Below are 19,631 nucleotides of genomic sequence, written 5' to 3'. Positions count from 1 at the left end.
GTCCCGCGGGACCGGATGCGCCGGGTGGACCCGGCGGTTCGAACGCGCCGGGCACGGGGGCGCCGTCGGGCAGGCCGCGGCGGCGCCGGCGGCGCATCCTGCCGATCGCGCTCATCGTGCTGATCGTGCTGTTCGTCGTCGGCGACCGGGTCGGCGTGGTCATCGCGAAGGGGCAGATGCGCAAGCAGATCAAGGCGGGGGTCGCGGAGAACCTCAAGCCGGGCGACCCGGTACCGACCATCACGAGCGTGAGCATCGGCGGGTTCCCGTTCCTCACCCAGGTGCTGTTCGGCAAGTTCACCGACATCGGCGTGGGACTGGACGGCATCCCCACCCCGGGCCCGAAGATCTCCTCGGTGAAGGCGCACCTCAGGGGCGTGCACGTGCCCCTCGGTGACGCCCTGACCGACAACGTCGGCACGGTGCCGGTCGACGACGTGCGGGCCACCGTCGGCATCACCTACGCCGATCTGAACGCCTACCTGGCCACCCAGAACCCCAAGGTGCAGGTGGCCCCGGTCGACGGCGGCAAACAGGTCAAGGTCACCGGTACCGCGGACATCCCGGGCTTCGGCTCGCAGCAGATCGGCGGCGTCACCACGTTCGAGGTCACCGACAACAAGCTGAGCCTGATCCCGTCCGCGCTGTCGGTGGAGGGCAACGGCCTGAACTTCAGCATCCCGGTGCCGGGCGATCTGCTGAAGGGGGTGCTGGGTTCAGTGCCGATCCCGGTCTCGGGCCTGCCCTTCCACCTGAACATCGTCGACGCCTCGACGAACGGGACCGGGTTGTCGCTCACGGCCACGGCGAAGGACGTCGTCCTCCCGGCGTCCTGACACCCGGCGTGACCGTCCGCTGGAATTGCGGGCCGATCCGCACCGGACGGGCGCGATCTATGTCACATTACTGAATGTGATGATGGCTGTGGGTGCGGTGCGGGCTTCGGTGGATGCCGCGCGGGCGGCCAGGTCGGCTCGGCGACAGCCGTCACCGCCCACGCCCGCCGGCCGACATTCTCATAGGGTGCCGCACGGGAGCCGCGTGTCGGTGCACCTCGCCTGTCCCCGGGGATCGGGCGAGCTGTCGCGGGCCGACCCGGCGCTCGCGGGCAGCTCCGCACCGGCACCCGGACACCGAAGGATCACGAGGCGGCAGGAACCCGAGAGATGTACACAGGTCCACGCGCGACGGCTACCCATCGCCGAGCGACGCGCCGTCAACGTCACCCGGGTTGGGTCAAGATCATCCCTCGGCGCTACGATCGGACATCCGGCATGATCGGTGAGCGCGCGTGATCGTTTGGCGAACCGCCGCCACCCGGCGAACGGATGGCAGCGCTTGTCGGAGTGGCAGGGCCCGATCGGGCGGTGGCATCAACGGGGGTGACGGCATCAACGGGGGTGACAGTGCCCGAGCGGGTAGCCGTGCCCTCGAGGGTGACAAGGTGGAGTTCGGCGGGGCATCCCGGCCAGAGTCCCGTCGCGAAGGGGGATACACGTGCAGACGACCTTCCTGAGAGTCGTCACTGAGGCCGGCGCGGCCACGGTGCCCGCCGACGCCCAGTTCATCATCGGCCGTGCCCGGACCGCCGACTACGTCATCGCCGACAGCCGGGTCTCCCGCCGCCACCTCCTGCTCGAGCAGGCCTCCGGCGGCTGGGTGGTGCGTGACATCAGTTCCAACGGCACCTGGCTCGACGGGCAGCGGATGCCCGAGGCCGTCGCCGTGGACGACGAGCTGCGCCTGCGGCTGGGCACGCCGACGGGCCCCGAGGTCGTTGTGCACCCGGAGTTCCCGCAGGGCCGCGGGCAGCTCGACGAGCCGGCCTACGACCCCGGCTACGACATGCAGACGATGCTGCCGAACTCGTCCGGCTACACCCCCCCGCGGCCGCCCCCACGCGGCCCGTCCCGCTCGCACCAGGGCCCCACCAGCCCGGCGCAGCGCGGTCGCGACTACGACGACTACGACGACCGCCGCCGCGGCGAGCGCTCCGGCGGGCTGACCAGCCTCGACCAGGAGCACGAGCGGCGTACCACCTACCGCCTGCGCCAGGGCACGATGTCGATCGGCCGCGCCCGGGACAACGACGTCGTCATCACCGACCTGCTCGCCTCCCGCCGCCACGCCGAGCTCTACATCGGCCGTTCCGGGGTGCAGATCGCCGACCTCGACTCGGCCAACGGCGTGTTCGTCAACGGCCGCCGGATCAACCGGACGAACCTCGAGCAGGGCGACGTCATCGCCGTCGGCCACCACATCTTCCAGCTCGAGGGCGACCAGCTCGTCGAGTACATCGACTCCGGAGACGTCAGCTTCGAGGCCGACGCGCTCAACGTCTGGGCCGGCCAGAAGCAGCTCATGCACGACATGACGTTCAAGCTGCCCGGCCGCGCCCTGCTCGGCGTCGTCGGCCCGTCCGGCGCGGGCAAGTCGACCCTGCTCAACGCGCTCACCGGCTTCCGCCCCGCGGACAAGGGCACCGTCCGCTACGCGGGCCGGGATCTCTACTCCGAGTACGACGAACTACGCCGCCGGATCGGCTACGTGCCGCAGGAGGACCTGCTGCACACGTCGCTCACCGTGCGCAAGGCGCTCGAGTTCGGCGCCGAGCTGCGCTTCCCTCCGGACGTCACCAAGACCGAGCGCCGCAACCGCGTCGACGAGGTGCTCGCCGAGCTCGGCCTCACCCAGCACGCGAACACGCAGGTCTCCCGGCTGTCCGGCGGCCAGCGCAAGCGGACGTCGGTGGCGCTCGAGCTGCTCACCCGCCCGACCCTGCTCTACCTGGACGAGCCGACCTCCGGCCTCGACCCGGGCATGGACAAGAACGTCATGGAGTCGCTGCGTAACCTCGCGGACGACGGCCGGACGGTCATCGTGGTCACCCACAGCGTCGCCCAGCTTGACCTGTGTGACTACATCCTCGTCCTGGCGCCCGGTGGCTACGTCGCCTACTTCGGCCCGCCGCAGGATGCCCTGTCCTTCTTCGGCAAGCGCGACTACCCGGACGTCTTCCTCCAGCTCGAGGCGACCCCCGGGGTCGAATCGGCCGCCCGGTTCCGCAACTCGCGGTACTACGTGCCGGCGTCGATCACCGCTCCCTCCGCGCGGCCCGCACCGGAGGAGCTGCCGTCGCTGCGCCAGCAGTCGGTGGCCTCCCAGCTGGTGACGCTCAGCCGACGCACCATGGCGGTCGTCGCCTCCGACAAGTCGTATCTACGCCTGATCATCGCCTTCCCGTTCCTGTTGGGTCTGATTCCACGCGCCATCGGCGGAAACTTCGAACTCTCCGCCGAACAGGCCAAACAGTTCTCGCCCAACTCGGACGGCCCCACCATCCTGCTGATCATGGTTCTCTGTGCCTGTTTCATGGGCATGGCGAACTCGGTCCGCGAGATCGTGAAGGAACGCGCGATCTACCGCAGAGAGAGAGCCATCGGCCTTTCTCGAACGGCGTACATCGGCTCGAAGGTCCTCGTCCTCACCCTGATCACCGTGGCGCAGGCGATCCCCTTCACGCTGATCGGCCTCGCCGGGCGAACACCGGCATCGAACCTGATACTCGGCAACTCCCTGCTCGCCATGCTGATCGCGGTGATCGTCGTCTCGTTGGCCTCGGCGATGCTCGGTCTGCTGATCTCCGCGATGGTCGACAACGCCGACAAGACGATGCCTCTGCTGGTCCTGCTCACCATGGGTCAGCTGATCTTCTCCGGTGGCATCGTCCCTGTTCACGGCACCGTCGGTCTCGAGCAGGTCGCCTACATCGCCCCGGCCCGCTGGGGTTTCGCCTCGATGGCCTCGGTCGGTGACCTCAACCGGATCAGCCTCGCCGGCGTCACCCGTCCCGACGACCCGACCAAGCGGGTCAACCCGAAGGTCGTCGTCGACCCCACCTGGCAGCACACCGTCTCCACCTACGCCACCGACATCGGCGCTGGTGTCGCCGTCGGCGTCATCTGCGTCATCATCGCCTCCATCCTCATCCGCCGGATGGATCCCAAAACCGTCAAACGCGCCCCCACCGCCACCGCCACCGCCGGCGCCCCTCCGCGCTAGACCAGCCAGCCAGCACAGAGCCGGGCGCAAAGTGCCCGGCTCGTTCCCCTCTCTCCCAGAAAAGGGGCGCGCACAGCGCGCTCCTTTTTCTTTTGTGGCCTTTCCCGGGGTGGGCCGCGCGCGTGCCAGGCACGCCCTCCCTTTTGTCCGTAACGCCCCGCTTCGCGGTCCAGGCCCGTCCTCTAGCCTCCCGCCGTCACTCGGCTGTCGTCCCGCCGTCACCCGGCTGTCCTGCCCACCCTCGTCCGCAGCCGACGGCACGCGAGTATCACCGCGCGCAGTCGGCCCCGCCGGGCCGCCGGTGCCGATGGGTCCTTCTGTAGGGATGAAACGGACATTTTTGGCTCGGACCCCTGTAGAAGGACCACAAAGATCGACACGCCGAGAGGTGACGCGCCGATCCAGTTACCAAGGGTGACTTGATCTTCAAGCTGTCTCGTCCGCCGTCTGGCGGTATCCCGATTGGACGAGAGATCCGGACCCTTCGTCGCCCAGTGATCACCATTAGTGGCCAAGGGGCGGTGTGGATCCTTGCCGCGTCGAACGCGTGCGGCGATGGCGTTGAGCGGGGAGCCGGGGAGCCGGGGAGCCGGGGAGGCGAGGGAGCCGCCAGGCCCGCCGGGCCCGGCGGGCCCGGCTCCGGGGGGCGAGGTGGCTTCGGCCGTCGGAACGTGCCGTGACCGGGCGAAGCGCCACGCTGCGCCCACAGATCGTCCGGAGAACCGACTCCGACAACATCTCCGCAGTCGTCAGTCCACGAACGCGGAGATCTCGGTGTCGGGTGGTCGGATCATTCGGAGCGATAGTGAAGGTCGCCTGGGTGAGGTGTCTGCACAGGTTGACGGGGTTCTCGACCTGACTGGCAGGAATCCTGCCCCGAGTATGTGCGTGACGAGCACCGCTGGTCGACCTGGTCCGCGTGACGAGCGACTTGATCTTCGGTTGTAGATCTTCGGATGTTGACGGGAATCGGTCGTCAGCCGGCGTTCCAGCGGACGTGGGCGGGGAGGGTGTTGCCGGGGGTGACGCGGTGGTCGGTGGCGGCGGGGTTCTGCGGGTCGAGGACGTGGAGCTGCTTGTCCTCGCCTGGTCGCTGTGCGCTGAAGATCAGGCGGCCATCGGGTGAAGGCGCGAACGTCGGGTCCTGGTCATCGCCGGGAGCATCGGTGATCTCTTCGGGCGGCGAGCCGCCCGAATCCATTTCGAAGATTTCCAGATTCCCGTTGACGGACCGGGTGAATGCGATCTTCCCGCCGTCCGGGGACCAGGCCGGGTCGGAGTCTCCGTTGCCCTGTCCCTCGGTAAGACGGTTCGGCTTGGCACCGTCCTCGACGCCGATGGTGACGATGAAGCCGCGATCGCCGTCTGCCTCGTTTGCCCAGTAGGCAATCTTGTCTCCGCTGGGGGACCAGGCCGGGTCGGTGGCGCGCGCGGCGGCGTTCTGGATCCGGGAGACCTTGGAGGTGTCCAACTGCACGACGTAGAGGCCGGGCTTCGAGGCGCCGGTGCCGTCGGTCAGGGAACGGGTGACGAGTGAACCCCCGTCCGGGGCGAAGGACGGGCGGGTGTCGTCCGGGATTCGGAGCTTCGCGGCCTCGCCGGTGGTGAACAGCGGGACGGGCTTGCCGGTGCCGTCGGCGGCGATGGCCATGTACTGGTTGCGGCCGTCGGTGCCCTTGGCCAAGTAGACGATGGTCTTGCGTTCCGGACGGATGACCGGGAGGACCTCGTTACCGGGGTCGGAGGTGATCCGCTTTTCGTTCGTGATCTCACCGGTGCCGGTGGGGACCGACGCGGTGAACAGGTCGTAGCTGCCGTTCTTGCGCGCCGTGTAGACGATCTGGTCGTTGCCCAGAGCCTGGGCGGACTGCGGCAGTGCCGTGGTGGCGGGGGCCGTCGGGGCGGCCGAGCCGCCGGTGGCGGTGGAGGTGTTGTCGTCCTTGCCGCCGGAGGTGAGGGTGAGGACGGTGGCGAGGATCGCGCCGACGACGACCACGGCGCCCCCGATGAGCAGGAGAGTCCGGTTCGAGTGCTTGCGTGGGCCGGGCGGGGCGGCTGGCTCGCCGGGGGCGGAGCCCGGTCCGCCCGAGCCGTGACCGGGGCCGCCCGGTCCGGTGGCTGGCCCGCCGGGGCTGCCGACGGGGGTGGGGGGCTGGCCGCCGATGGTGCCGTCAGCGGAGCCGGAGCCAGGGCCGCCGGTGCCGGAACCGGCGCGGAAGCCGGCGGTGGGCAGGCGGGTGGGGTCGTCGGGGCCGGCGGTGTAGCCGGCGCCGGTGTGCTGCCCGCCGGTGTGGGGGGCACCGGTGTACGGGGCGCCGGCGTAGGACGTGGGGCCGGTGACCCCGCCAGGGCCGCCGGGGCCGGGGGTGGGGAGCTGCCAGCCCTGCAGGACGTTGGTGACGTCCTCGGGGTTGACGGCGGCGACGGCGTCCGGGTTGGAGCTGGAGGGGTCGCCGAGCAGGCGGAGCATGAGCTGCTGGGCGGTGGGGCGGCCGGTCGGGTCCTTGCGCATCGCGAGCCAGACGATGGGGCGCAGCGCGGCGTCGACGTCGTCGAGGCGGGGGTCCTCGTGCAGGGCGCGGTAGAGCAGCACCTGCGCCGAGCCCTCGCCGAACGGGTAATGGCCGGTGGCGGCGTAGGCGACCAGGCCGCCCCAGGCCCAGACGTCCACCGCGGAGGTGATCGGGCGGCTCTCGATCTGCTCGGGGGACATGAAGGCGGGCGTGCCGAGCTGCTGCAGGTCGCCGGTCAGGCCGCTGCCCTCGTCGGCGGTGCGGGCGATGCCGAAGTCGATCACCCGTGGGCCGAAGGGAGACAGGATGACGTTGGCGGGCTTGAGGTCGCGGTGGATGATCCCGGCGCTGTGGATGGCGGTCAGCGCCGCGGCGACACCGACCGCGAGCTGCTCGAGGTTCGCGTCCGCCAGGGGGCCGTTGCGCTGTACGTAACGCGAGAGCGTCTCGCCCTCGATGAACTCGGTGACGATGTAGGGCCACTCGGCGTCGGGGTCGGCGTCCAGCACCTCGGCGGTGCAGACCCGGGCGACGCGCCGCGCGGTCTCGGCCTCGAGCCGGAACCGGGCGCGGAACTCGGGGTTGCCGACCGCCTCGGTGCGGATCACCTTGATCGCGACGAGCCGGCCCTTCGTGGAACGGCCCAGGTACACCTTGCCCATGCCGCCCTTGCCGAGCTGCCCGAGCAGCCGGTACGACCCGAGCTCGCGGGGATCGTCCGCGTCGAGGGGGACGGTGCGCGCCGCCACCTCGGCATCCGATGACGCCATCGCTCCCAGTTCCCCAACCTGCCGCGTACCGGACACCAGCAACGAGGATGCCACGCACTGCAGCGTCCCCGCCGGAGTCCTGCACCGACTCTTGATCGATCACCGTGTCCCGAGCCGCCGGTCGGCGCCTCCCCCGAGGAAAATCTTAGGCGAGGTTCGCTGGTCACCGATACGGCAGGGCACCTGCAATGGACGAAACCGCGTGTCATCGGAAAGACAGCCACCCATCGACTCCCGCCGCGCCCGGCCCGCGGATCCTGTGCCATCGTCAGATCCAGATCGGGTCCGGACGGCCGCCGTCCGCTCCCGGCCCGGGTCCCACCTGTCCGCAGATGTCACCGAAGGCCCTGGAGTCAGATCGATGGTAGGGACGGCATCTCGCCCCGCAGCCCGCACCGCTGTCCGCGCGACCGGCCGGGCGGAGGTCCGGCCTGCTGCTCGTGCCGGGCGCCCGGGACACCGCCCGGGCGCCCGCGGCCTGCGCGCAGTGGCGGCACTGGCCGGCGCGGCGATGATGTTCGTCCCGGCGGCGTGTGGCAGCAGCGGCAGTGACGGCAACGGCGGCACCGGCGGTGCGGTGGACGGCAACCCCGTGGCCAGCCAGTCCACGTCCACCGGTGGCGAGCGGAGCACACCGGCGTGGGGATTCGCCCGGTTCACCGACGCGACGGCGAAGACCGGGGCGGCCATGGTCGTCCCGGCGGCGGCGAGCGCCGGCAGCTGGCGGTCGGCGACCAGCGCGCAGCGTGACGAGCAGGTGCGTGTCGTCCACCAGACGACCGGGAGCTACCGGGTGACCTTCCCGGGCCTGGCCGTCCCGGACGGGCGCGGCATTGCGCTGGTCACCGCGCTGGACCCGGCGGGCGCAGCCGTCGCCGGCACTGGCGTGACCGCGCCGGTGGTGTCCTGCCACGTGGTGCGCTGGGGTGCGGCGGGCCGGGCCGAGCAGGTCGACCTGACCTGCCGCGATGCTGCCGGAGCCGCCGCGGACTCGGCCTTCACCGCGCTGTTCACCCACGTCCCGCAGGAGCCGGCCGGCGCCGGCACACCCTCGCCGTCCGCCGGCTCCGCGACCGCGTCGACGGCCGCGTCGACGGGCTCCGCGCCGTCCTCGCCGGCGGCGTCCGGCACGGCGCTGCCGGTGACGGGTGCGGGGTCCTACGCCTACCTGCGTCTGGACGACGCGTCGGCGCCGACGGCCAGGCCCGCGGACGCGTACAGCGTGAGCGGGCCGGGGACGATCGAGGTCCGCCGGGTCGGTGCCGGGCACTACACGATCGACCTGATCGGCCCGGCGTTCGCGAAGAACGGCAACAACCTGCAGGTCAACGCGATCGGGGACGGTCCGGTGGGCTGCAACGCGCTCGGTCGGGTGGTCGGGACGGACCGGCAGTCGGTGTTCGTCGGCTGCGCCCGTGGCTCCACCCAGGTGGACAGCCCGTTCGTCCTGCTCTACACCAGCGGCCACGCCCTGATCCCGCTGGCGCAGGACGCGGCGAGCTTCGGCCACGCCTTCACCGGCGTCACCCGGCAGGGCGGACCGACCCAGCAGGCCCCCATCGGCCCGCCGGTGAACGCCTGGGGCTGGTACTCGGCGAACAGCACCGGCGCCACCAACCAGGTCCGCCGGCTGGCCGTCGGACGCTACGAGGTGAGCTTCCCCGGTATCGCGCGCACCCCTGACCTGGTGGCGGTCACCCCCTACGGCGAGCCCACCGCCCGCTGCTCGGCCTCCGACTTCGCCGGCGGCGACGGGTCCACCCCGTCCGCGCCCGCCGGCACAGCCACCGGGACGCCCGCCGGCACAGCCACGGTCACGGTGCGCTGTGTCGATGCGGCGGGCCATCCCGCCGACAGTTTCGCCAGCGTCGCCTACACCACCGCCGCCGGCCCGACGGGCTGATCACGATGACCGGGCAGCGCGGTGATCGGATCGCGCTGCCCGGTCAGCTGATCCGCAGGACGTCGGCCACGGTGCGTCGTGGGGTGGCGGGCATCGGCGGGGAGTCGGGGTGCGGGTAGCCGACGCGCAGGATCATCTGGACGTGGCCGAGCCCGCCGGTGGCGGCGCGGAACTGGTCGCGCAGGCCCTCCATGTCGATGGCCTGGGACATCGGGGAGGTGACCAGACCGAGCGTGGTGGCGGTGAGCAGCACCCGCTGCATCGCCTGGCCCGCGCGCAGCCGATCGGTGGCGGTGTCCGCGTCGGTGCCGATCAGCAGGATGCCGGGGCGTTCGATCGCGCCGGCCAGCTCGGGTGCGATGCCGGCCGCGGCGGTGAGATCGACATCCAGGTCACGCAGCGGGAACTCGGAGCGGCGGGGGATGTCGGTCGGCACGACAACGCTGCGTGGGATGCCGTCGGGCGCCGGCGCCGTGCGGCTCCACGCAGCCAGTTCCGCCTGGTAGTCGGCGTTGTGCGCCTCGATCCAGTCCGCCCGGGAGAGCAGGACCGCGACCTGGAGCCGCAGGTTCGGATCGGTCGGCGCAGTCAGCCAGGCACCCTGTTCCTCGGCGGCGACGCGCAGCCGATCGATGGTGGTGGCCGACAACGGTCGCGGGTCGAACGGCCGGCGGTCGGTGTGCCGGTGCGGGATCGCCGCCACGAGGGCGCACTCGGCCTCCCGCGGCGGACGCCGGCCGGCGATGGAGATCCGGGCCAGCGGACGGGTCCGCAGGTCGTCACCGTCGGGAAACAGGGTGATCTGCGGTTGCAGGCCGTGCATGCGCAGGGCGAGCGAGGCGTTGTAGAGCGCCGCGCCACAGCTGAGCAGCAGCTGACGCCCGTCCGGATCGACGACGGTGAGCTGTCGGTCGAGGTCGGCCCGCAGGGTCAGCTCGGAGCCGAGATGCCACAGCCAGGGTTGGGTGTTGTGGATGGACGGCGCCGCGGCGGCCGTCGCGACCACCTCCCGGGCCAGTGCGGTCGTCAGGTCCGCCGAGCTCGACCCGGACTGTGCTGCCTGTAGGGACTGTGCTGCCTGTAGGGACTGTGCTGCTTCGGTGGACATGTCCCGCCTCCCCTGCCTCGTACCTGCCCCAGGTATCTGTTCCAGCCTGCGGTAGGGGTGGTTGTCCCGACATGCGCCGATCGGAACCTGTCGGGCAGGACTGTCGGCTGGCCGCGAGGGGGCCGGCTGGTACCTGCACCGGGCTGCGCGGAGTCACGGTCGCATCGCGCGGGTAGCCCCATGGCATGGCAACTGACACCGAGGCGGTGGTCGCGGAACTACTCGACCGGCATGGGCGCACGTTTGCCGAGGAGATCGGCGCCGATGTGCCGGCGGACACGGCCGAGGCGATGTTCGCCCTGACCGTCTTCGCTCTGCTCGCCGGGGCGCCGATCCGGACGTCGGCCGCCGTGCGGGCCTGCCGGGCGCTCCTGGACGCCGGCTGGACGGACGCCGCGTCCATGGCGGAGGCGACCTGGGAGGAACGCACCCGGGTGCTCAACCGCAACGGCTACGCCCGCTACGACGAGAGCACGTCCCGCCGGCTCGAAGATGCCTGCCGCTATCTGTCCGACACCTACGACGGGGACGTCCGGGGTCTGCGCCGGGCCGCCGACGGCTCGCCGGAACGGGAACGGGCGTTACTGCAGCGGATCAAGGGGATAGGTCCGGTCGGCGCCGACATCTTCCTGCGGGAGGCTCAGGCCGGCTGGGACGAGCTCGTTCCCTACCTCGACGAACGGGTCCGCCACACCGCCCGTGAACTCGGCCTGCCCGGCAGCGCCACCCGGGTGGCGGACCTGGTCGAACGTGCCGATCTGCCCCGTCTGGTCGCCGCTCTCGTCCGGGTCCGACAGGAACACGACGTCGCAGACCTGCGCGAGTCGACCTCCGGGATGTCCTGACCGGGCCCGTGCTCACCCCGACCGGCGAAGGCATCCGTAATCTGGAGCGGTTGACTTTCTCGGAGGGAGTGATCGTGGCGACCGCGCAGGATGTGGAGCGTGCCCGGGAGCAGGCGTACCTGGACCGGCTCTACACCCGCCTCGACGAGGTCCGCCAGATCACCCGCGACCAGCTGCGCGGCGTGCTGCTGGCAGTCGGCACCGGCACCCCGCAGTCGGTGGTCGAACGGGACGTCTTCGCCGCGGCCCACGCCGACCGCCTGGCCCGTCTGGACGCCGCCGAGGGCCGGCTGTGCTTCGGCGCGATGGATCACACCGACGGCCAGCGCACCTACATCGGGCGGATCGGCCTGTCCGACAGTGAGCAGGAGCCGATGCTGGTCGACTGGCGGGCACCGGTGGCGACCGCCTTCTACCGGGCGACGCTGGCCGATCCGCACGGTCTGGTCCGCCGCCGTCACCTGCGCACCCGTGGCCGGGAGGTCACCGGCATCGCCGATGACCCGCTGAGCACCGCCGTCGGGGCCAGCGGGTCGTCGGCAGGCACGTCCGCGTCCGGCCGCGGGGACACCGGCCGCACCGGGGACGGGGACGTCGTGGCCGCCGCCGGGGACACGGTGTTGCTCGAGACGCTGTCCGCGCCGCGCACCGGCCGGATGCACGACATCATCGCCACTCTGCAGGCCGAGCAGGACCGGGTGATCCGCGCCCGCGCGAACGGGATCCTCGTCGTCGACGGCGGGCCGGGCACCGGCAAGACCGCCGTCGCCCTGCACCGCGCCGCCTACCTGCTCTACAACGACCGCGCCCGGCTCGACCAGTCCGGGGTGCTGATCGTCGGCCCGAGCCCGGTGTTCCTGCGCTACATCGATCAGGTGCTGCCCTCCCTCGGGGAGACCGGCGTGGTCTTCGCGACCCCCGCCCGGCTGTTCCCCGGGGTGGACGCGACCGGCACCGAACCGGTAGAGGTCGCCACCCTCAAGGGCGACCTGCGAATGGCGAGCGTGATCGCCGCCGCCGTCCGGGACCGGCAGCGTGTCCCCCACGGCGGGCTGGTCCTCGCCTATGACGGGATGGAGCTGCGGGTCAGCCAGGAGCGGATCGCCCGGGCCCGCACCCGGGCCCGGCGCAGCCGCCGCCCGCACAACAGCGCCCGGCGGGTGTTCCTGCGCGAGCTGCTCGCCGAGCTCACCACTCAGGTCGTCCGGCAGATTCCCGGCGGCCTGCTCGACCAGGACGAACGCCGCCAGATCACCCGTGACCTGTGGAGCGACGACGACGTCCGCCCCACCCTCGACGCCCTGTGGCCGCTGCTGACCCCGCAGCAGCTCGTCGGCGACCTGCTGCGCGATTCCGCCGCGCTCGCCCGGGCTGCCGGTGGCCAGCTCACCCCGGCCGAGCGCACCCTGCTGAACAGCAGGCCCTCCGCCCAGGCCGCAGATGCCGGCACCGAGACCGCTGCCGGTACCGATACCGGCACCGGGGCAGCCGCGGGCACCGAGGGTGCGGCGGTTGCTGGCGTCCAGGCCGAGGCCGACGATCTGTTCGCTGCGGCCAACCTGCTCACCACCGCGCTGCCCGAGCAGCCGCTCCACCCGGACGGCCAGGCCGCCCACCTGGGTCAGGAGGGGGCGTCCGGACGGATCCCGCGTCCGCGGATACCGGGTGGCCCCGATGCGCCCGCACCCACCGTGAACAATGCCGGCCCCTCGTCGGGTGGTGGTACGTCGTCGGGTGGTGGTATGTCGTCCGGGGTGGAGGAGTGGACGGCGGCGGATGTCGCACTGCTCGACGAGGCAGCGGAGCTGCTCGGTGATCCCGACGAGGAGGCGGGCCTGGAGGCCGCGCGCCGGGCCGAGCAGGAACGGGCCGAGGAACGTGAGTACGCTCGCGGGGTCGTCGACATGCTCGGTCTGGACGGCCAGGTCGACGCGGACGCGCTGGCCGAACGGTGGTCCGGGCCGCGCACCCGGCGCAGCGCCGCCGAGCATGCCCGCCAGGACCGAGGCTGGGCGTTCGGGCACCTGATCGTGGACGAGGCCCAGGAGATCTCGCCGATGCTGTGGCGGCTGCTGTGGCGCCGGTGCCCCGGCCGCACCGCCACGCTCGTCGGCGACCTCGCCCAGACGGCCCGCCCGGGCGCACCGACCCGGTGGGAGCGACTGCTGGGCCCGGTGGTCGACGACCGGTTCACCATCGAGCGGCTCACCGTCAACTACCGCACTCCGCAGGAGATCATGGACGTGGCCGCCGAGGTCCTGCGCGCGCAGGACCCGGACCTGGCCGCGCCGGTGTCAGTCCGCTCGGTGGGCCGGCGCCCCACGGCGCTGCGGGTCGGCGACGTGCCGGTGGAGCGGGTGAGCGGCCTCGGCCCGATGCTCGCCGAACGGCCGGTGCGCCCCGGTGAGCCGACCGCCGATCTGATCGCGGCCGTCGTGCACGCCGCCGAACGCGAGGCGCTGCGCCTCGGTCTCGGCGGCCGGGACGGCCACGGCGCGTCGGCCGCCCCCGGTCGGGTCGCGGTCATCACCCGGCCGCGCGACGTCCCGCCGCTGCGCTCGGCGCTGATCGCCCTGATGCCCGAGCTCGCCGTCGCCCCCGACTCGATCGACCCGACCAGCGTCGCCGGCAACGCCCTGGACGCCCCGGTCGCCGTGCTCAGCGTTGCCGAGACCAAGGGCCTGGAGTTCGACGCGGTCGTCCTCGTCGAACCCGCCGACCTGCTCGCCGAACCGACCCGCGGGCTCGCCGACCTCTACGTCGCGCTGACCCGGGCAACCCGCTCCCTGTGCGTCGTGCACTCCGGCGAGCTGCCCGACATGCTGCGAGGCGGCCTCGACCCGGCCTGAGCCGAGCCGCTACTGACTGCTGGGCAGGGCCGCCATACGGCGTTTCATCTCCTCAGGGGAGACGACCTCCACCCGGGAGGCGACCTGCCAACGGTGGCCGAACGGGTCGACGAACTGACCCGTGCGATCGCCGTAGAACTGCGGCCGCACCGGATGTAGTGGCGTTGCCCCGGCCCGGACCGCCTGGTCGAAGACGGCGTCAGCATCCTCGACGTACACCGAGATCATCACCGGGGTGCCGCCCACTGCGCGCGGCGAGAGCACGCCGAGCTCGGGAGCCGCGTCGGCCAGCATCACCACCGCTTCGCCGAGCTGGATCTCGGCATGGCCGATCGTGCCGTCCGGGGCACTCAGACGCACCCGCTCGGTGGCACCCAGCACCTCGATGTAGAAGGCGATTGCGGCATCGGCATCGTCTACCGTCAGGTACGGGCATACCCGGGGAAAATCATCCGGAATGGGCGTGACATCGCTCAACGTGATCTCCTTGCGGGTGGCCTTCGGGGCGCGATCGGTACCGGCTCATCCTGGCAGCCGGGTCCGACAGTTCTGATGCCGCCGCGCATCACCGGCCGTCCGCCGGCCGAGAATGACGGCGACTGCCCATGGACCAGAGCGGACCGACCGGCCACCGGCAGAACGGGATTTCGGCAGGGGAAGTAAGCGGTTAAAGGTCCATTTTATTTCCGGGCGGAATGTCGGGCATTTCCCGTCCGGTTGGCCGCGCTGTGGATGCTGTAGATGTTCTGGTTGTGTCTCGGAGTGTGCCGGGTGGGGATTCCGGTCCACCGTGCGGGCGGTTCCGTGTACTTTTTCCACCGGCCGTTAAATGTCCGGCCGAGGTCGGCCCGGGGGAGAGATAAAGGGCCGAAGTTCGGCCTGAAAACCTGGGGAAAAATTGTCATGCGCTTGGAAAGAAACACGTCCGTGAAACGGCGGAAGGCATTCTGGGGGGCCGTTGTGTCCGGACCGGACGCCCCTTCGGCGCACGGCCGTCACCCAGCCCGGGGCCGGCTGCGGTGATGTCGACATCCGCAGGTGGGCAACCCGACGACCGAGCCGAGCTGAGGCAGGGGGCGGATCTGCCGCGCCCACGAACTCCACCGGACGACGATCCCGCCAGCCTGTTGGGTACTGCGTCCCAGGACGGTCCACCCCGGATCGGCCCACGCCGGACCGCGGCAGGCCGCAGCGCTCGGGTGAGCGGCAACCGACCACTACAGGTGTCGGTGGTGGTGCCCACGCGTAACGAGATGCACAACGTCGCGCCGTTGCTGCGGCGGCTGGACGCGGCGCTGGCCGGCGTCGCCGGGGAGGTCATCTTCGTCGACGACTCGGACGACGAGACGGCGCAGGAGATCGACCGGGTGCGCGCCGCGGTGACGGTGCCGGTACGGGTGCACCACCGACCCGCCGGGCGGCGCGCGGGTGGCCTCGGGGGTGCGGTGGCCGAGGGGTTCGCACTGTGCGCGGCGCCGTTCGCCGTGATCATCGACGGTGACCTGCAACATCCCCCGGAGACGATTCCGCGGCTGCTGGCCGCGGCGGTCCGCGACGGTGCCGACGTGGTGGTCGGCAGTCGGTACGTCACCGGCGGCAGCGCGTCCGGGCTGTCGGGGACGGCGCGCCATCTCGTCTCGTCCGGGTCGAACCTGCTGTGCCGGCTGGCGTTTCCGCGTCGGCTGCGCGGGGTCTCCGACGTGATGAGCGGCTTCTTCCTGGTGCGCGTGGCCGCGGTGGACACCGCGGATCTGCGGCCCGACGGGTACAAGATCCTGCTGGAACTGCTCGCCACCGCGGGACCGCTGCGGGTGCGCGAGGTCGGGTACACCTTCGGGCCACGGCACGCCGGGGCGTCGAACGCGTCGGTGGCCGAGGGGTTCCGCTTCGCCCGCCGGCTGTTCGCCCTGCGGGTGCCGCGCGCGGCCCGGTTCGCGTTGGTCGGCGCGTCCGGCACGCTGCCGAACCTGCTCGGCACCGCGGCGCTGCACCATCTCGGGCTGCACTACCTGGCGGCGGCGATCATCGCGACGCAGGTCGCGATCGCGTGGAACTTCGTCGGCTGCGAACTTCTGGTCTGGGATCGCCGGGAGGGTTCCCGCCGGCGGCGGTATCCGGCCTTCGCCCTGCTCAACAACCTGGACCTGGTCATCCGCCTGCCGCTGCTGGCGTTGCTGGTCGGGCGCTGGGGCCTGGGCGTGGGGGTGGCGACGCTGCTGTCGCTCGCGGCCGCCGTGCTGGCCCGCTACCTGGTGGTGGACCGGCTCGTCTACCGCCCGCGGCCCACGTCCCGTCCGGCTGGACGGCGCGCGACGCGGCACCCGGCGGGACGCTCGTTGGCGCCCACCCGCGAGCCTGCCCTCGTCACCGCGACCGCGGCAGGCGAGGAGGTGACCGATGCCACCGGGTGATCCCGGATATCGGACCAGCTCGGAGACAGGACCCCCGTCGCGGCCACCGGCATCGCATCAGTCGCGACCCGGCCGGCGCCACTGCCGGCGCAGCCAGGGCGGACGTCGGCGCCGACCTCGGCCGAGGCGGGCGCTGGTGGGTGCGGTGCTGCTGGCCTCGGCCGCGGGGCAGTGCCTTGCCCTGATCGTCGTCGGCACCCCTGCAAAGGCACTGACCTGCTCGGACACCCAGTGGAGCGCCGAGTTCCACACCGGCACGGCGCTCGGCGGAGCCCCGGTCGCGCAGCGCTGCGACGCCGCGATCGACGTCGACTGGTCGCTGAACGGTCCGGGGGTCACCGGCCTGGGGACGACGAACTACTCGGTGCGCTGGACCCGTTCGTTCACCCTGGCCGCCGGCTCCTACACGGCGACGGTGACCGGGGACGACGGCGTCCGGGTACTCGTCGACGGCCAGTCCATGGCCGACGGCTGGGGTGACCACGGGCCGCAGACCTACACCGGTTCCCGCACGCTGACCGCCGGCACCCACACCGTGGTCGTCGAGTACTACCAGGCCGGCGGCGGGGCGATGGTCAACCTTGGCTTCACCGGCGACCCCGACAGCGACCCCGATCCCGGCGGTGGCGGCCCGGGCCCGGACTGCCCGGCCGGCCAGTGGTCGGGCCTGTACTTCCCGAACCGTGCACTCGGTGGCACCGGCGTGCCGAGCTGCTCGGCCACCATCGACCAGGACTGGGGCGACGGCGGTCCGGGCCTGGCCGGCATCGGGGCCGACAACTTCTCCGCCCGCTGGACGCGCACCGAGACTCTCGCCGCCGGCACGCTCGCGCTCACCGTGACCGCCGACGACGGCATCCGGGTGTACGTCGACGGCCAGCCCGTCATCGACCAGTGGCGTGACCAGGGCCCCACCACCTACACGGCGAACGTGGAGGTCAGCGCCGGCAGCCACGATCTGAAGATCGAATACTACGAACACGGCGGCGGGGCGAGCATCCGCCTCGGCGAGCGGTTCACGCCGGCGCCGGTGGCGTCCTGCAACTCGGTCCAGTGGTCGGCGCAGTACTTCGCGAACGTCACCCTGACCGGCGCCCCGACACCGGCCCGCTGCGAGACGGGCCTGGACCACCCCTACGGCAACGGCGGCCCGGACGTGGCCGGCATCGGCGTCGACGGCTTCTCTGCCCGTTGGACCAGGGTCGACAGCTTCGGCGGCGGCCCGATCCAGATCACCGCGACGGCCGACGACGGGGTGCGCGTCTACGTCGACGGCACCCGGGTCATCGACGGCTGGAACGACCAGGGACCGACGACGTTCACCGCGACACCGAACATGACCGCGGGCACCCACACCATCGTCACCGAGTACTACGAGCGTTCCGGCGGCGCCCAGATCCGCGTCGACTACACCGGCGGCGGCGATCCAGGGCCTGTTCCGCCACCACCACCCGGCGGCTGCACGTCCGACTGTGGTGGTTCGTGGCAGACCCTGAGCTACCAGATGCCGGTGCGCTCCGTGCACGCCAGCGTCCTGCACACCGGAAACGTGCTGCTCGTCGCCGGTTCGGGAAACGACCAGACCGCGTTCGACGCGCACACGTTCACTTCCAGCGTCTGGAACCCGAACACCGGCCAGTTCACGAGTGCGCCCACTGCGGACGACCTTTTCTGCTCCGGGCACGTTCAGCTCCCGGACGGACGGATCCTGCTGGCCGGTGGAACGTCGTCCTATTCGACGGCGACAACGAACTACAAAGGCCTGGCGAAAAGCTATGTCTTTGATCCGGTGGCCGGTACGTACACCGCGACGAACGATCTGCCCGGCGGCGGTCACTGGTATCCGAGTCTGACCGCGCTCGGCACCGGCGACGTCATCGCCGTCGGTGGGCTGGACCAGAACGCGGCCGGCAGCGTGACCACCGAACAGTTCGACAGCGTCCAGGGCCGCTGGCTGCCGGCAACCCAGGTGCCCCAGACGTTCTTCTTCTGGGGGCTCTATCCGGAACTGAAGCTGATGTCCGACGGGCGGCTGTTCTATGCCGGTGTCCACACGTTCGGCGACGCGCCCACCGCCGCCGGCTCGAACATCTATGACCCGGCGACCGCCACCGTCAACGACGTCCCGGGCCTGCGCGACGTCAACCTGCGTGACCAGGGGGCCGCGGTGCTGTTGCCGCCGGCCCAGGCCCAGAAGGTGCTGACCCTCGGTGGCGGCAACGGTGACGCCGGCGCGGACGCCGTCGCCACCACCGACCTCATCGACCTGCGCCAGGCCGACCCGCACTGGCAGCCCGGCCCGGACCTGCCCGCGGCGAAGATGTACGTGAGCGCCGTCATCCTGCCCGACGGCACGGTGCTCGAGACCGGTGGTGGGATGCACCTGCGCTCCGACCCGGTGCACGAGGCGTCGATCTACGACCCGGTGACGAACCACTTCACCTCGGTGCCCGCCGACCCGCAGGACCGCACCTACCACTCGCAGGCCTTCCTGCTGCCCGACGGCAGCGTCGCGGCGCTGGGCGACAACCCGCTGGACGGCTCGTTCAGCCAGACGATCTCCGTCTACCGGCCGTGGTACATGACCCGGACCCGGCCGTCGATCACCGCCGCCGCTGCCACGTTCGGCTACGGCTCCCACCAGACGCTCGGGGTGAGCGGCGACATCGGCCGCGTCACGCTGCTGCGCCCGGCCTCGGTCACTCACCAGGCCGATCCCAACCAGCGCAGCGTCGACCTGACCGTCTCCGCCGGTGGCCAGAACGGCCAGATCGGCGTCGACGTCCCCGCCAACCCGAACCTGCTACCGCCGGGGTACTACATGATGTTCGCGCAGAACACCGCCGGGGTTCCGTCGGTCGCCCGCTGGGTGCGGATCGGATGACCGGGCGGGTCAGGTTCCGCCGGATCGGCGCCGCCGGCGCGGTCTCCGCTGTCGCCGGGACGGACGGTTCCCGCCCGGCCTCCGGGGTTCGCCGGCGCGGGACGCTGCTGGTCGTCGCACTGGCGGTGGTGCTGGTCAACGGCGCCGCGGTCGTCCTCGTCCAGGGTGGCCGGCCCATCGACGGCACCGGCGGGTCCGGTGACTTCGGCGGGCCCCACCGACCCGGGCCCGACGGCCACCCCGCGCTCCCCGGCCGCGGGGTGGCCGTCCTGGACCGACATCGGTC

10 protein-coding genes and 1 pseudogene are annotated in these 19,631 nt (G+C 71.8%); 8 read left to right on the top strand and 3 right to left on the bottom strand.

Translation table 11 applies throughout. The features are described 5' to 3' along the window. Positions 1–836 (top strand): DUF2993 domain-containing protein (locus tag ND747_RS14405; protein WP_251734131.1); only part of this gene is annotated, 836 nt, incomplete at its 5' end. Positions 837–1,497: 661 nt separating this feature from the next. Next, positions 1,498–4,062, top strand: coding sequence for an FHA domain-containing protein (locus tag ND747_RS14400; RefSeq protein ID WP_251734130.1), 2,565 nt, complete (start codon positions 1,498–1,500; stop codon positions 4,060–4,062). 976 nt (positions 4,063–5,038) lie between these two features. Here ND747_RS14400 and ND747_RS14395 read toward each other — a convergent pair. Continuing rightward, entirely contained in the window at positions 5,039–7,345 is a 2,307-nt protein-coding gene (locus ND747_RS14395) for a protein kinase (RefSeq protein ID WP_251734129.1), read from the bottom strand. A gap of 361 nt (positions 7,346–7,706) precedes the next feature. Here ND747_RS14395 and ND747_RS14390 point away from each other — a divergent pair, with 361 nt between their 5' ends. Next, positions 7,707–9,248 (top strand): hypothetical protein, encoded by a 1,542-nt coding sequence (locus ND747_RS14390; protein WP_251734128.1) that lies wholly within the window; start codon positions 7,707–7,709, stop codon positions 9,246–9,248. 43 nt (positions 9,249–9,291) lie between these two features. Here ND747_RS14390 and ND747_RS14385 read toward each other — a convergent pair whose 3' ends face one another. Then, complete coding sequence (locus ND747_RS14385) at positions 9,292–10,356, bottom strand: nitroreductase family protein (protein WP_251734127.1); 1,065 nt, start codon at positions 10,354–10,356, stop codon at positions 9,292–9,294. A 185-nt stretch (positions 10,357–10,541) separates the two neighbouring features. Between ND747_RS14385 and ND747_RS14380 the strand changes: the two genes are divergently transcribed. After that, positions 10,542–11,201 (top strand): hypothetical protein, encoded by a 660-nt coding sequence (locus ND747_RS14380; protein WP_251734126.1) that lies wholly within the window; start codon positions 10,542–10,544, stop codon positions 11,199–11,201. A 74-nt stretch (positions 11,202–11,275) separates the two neighbouring features. Continuing rightward, complete coding sequence (locus ND747_RS14375) at positions 11,276–14,050, top strand: helicase (protein ID WP_251734125.1); 2,775 nt, start codon at positions 11,276–11,278, stop codon at positions 14,048–14,050. Between the two features lie 9 nt (positions 14,051–14,059). On the opposite strand, the gene ND747_RS29365 is transcribed toward ND747_RS14375, so the two are convergent. Then, on the bottom strand, positions 14,060–14,527 hold the full coding sequence (locus tag ND747_RS29365; RefSeq protein WP_285900522.1) for a VOC family protein: 468 nt from the start codon (positions 14,525–14,527) through the stop codon (positions 14,060–14,062). Between the two features lie 755 nt (positions 14,528–15,282). Between ND747_RS29365 and ND747_RS14365 the strand changes: the two genes are divergently transcribed. From ND747_RS14365 to ND747_RS14355, 3 genes and pseudogenes are all read left to right on the top strand, one after another. Then, complete coding sequence (locus ND747_RS14365; protein ID WP_251734124.1) at positions 15,283–16,461, top strand: glycosyltransferase; 1,179 nt, start codon at positions 15,283–15,285, stop codon at positions 16,459–16,461. A 145-nt stretch (positions 16,462–16,606) separates the two neighbouring features. Continuing rightward, positions 16,607–19,345, top strand: a complete 2,739-nt coding sequence (locus tag ND747_RS14360; RefSeq protein WP_251734123.1) for a PA14 domain-containing protein — start codon at positions 16,607–16,609, stop codon at positions 19,343–19,345. Next, positions 19,342–19,631: pseudogene (locus ND747_RS14355) on the top strand (hypothetical protein); the annotation flags it as partial. The gene ND747_RS14360 and the pseudogene ND747_RS14355, both read left to right, overlap by 4 nt.

The organism is Frankia sp. R82 (genome assembly GCF_023716925.1).
Lineage (GTDB): Bacteria > Actinomycetota > Actinomycetes > Frankiales > Frankiaceae > Frankia.
The sequence above is the reverse complement of the archived record's forward strand: the minus strand, read 5'-3'. Positions and strand labels throughout refer to the sequence as shown.

Bases quoted from the DNA above. Each gene is read 5' to 3' on its own strand.
- ND747_RS14395 (WP_251734129.1), bottom strand. From the start codon at position 7,345: ATGGCGTCATCGGATGCCGAGGTGGCGGCGCGCACCGTCCCCCTCGAC.
- ND747_RS14390 (WP_251734128.1), top strand. From the start codon at position 7,707: ATGGTAGGGACGGCATCTCGCCCCGCAGCCCGCACCGCTGTCCGCGCG.
- ND747_RS14385 (WP_251734127.1), bottom strand. From the start codon at position 10,356: ATGTCCACCGAAGCAGCACAGTCCCTACAGGCAGCACAGTCCCTACAG.
- ND747_RS14380 (WP_251734126.1), top strand. From the start codon at position 10,542: ATGGCAACTGACACCGAGGCGGTGGTCGCGGAACTACTCGACCGGCAT.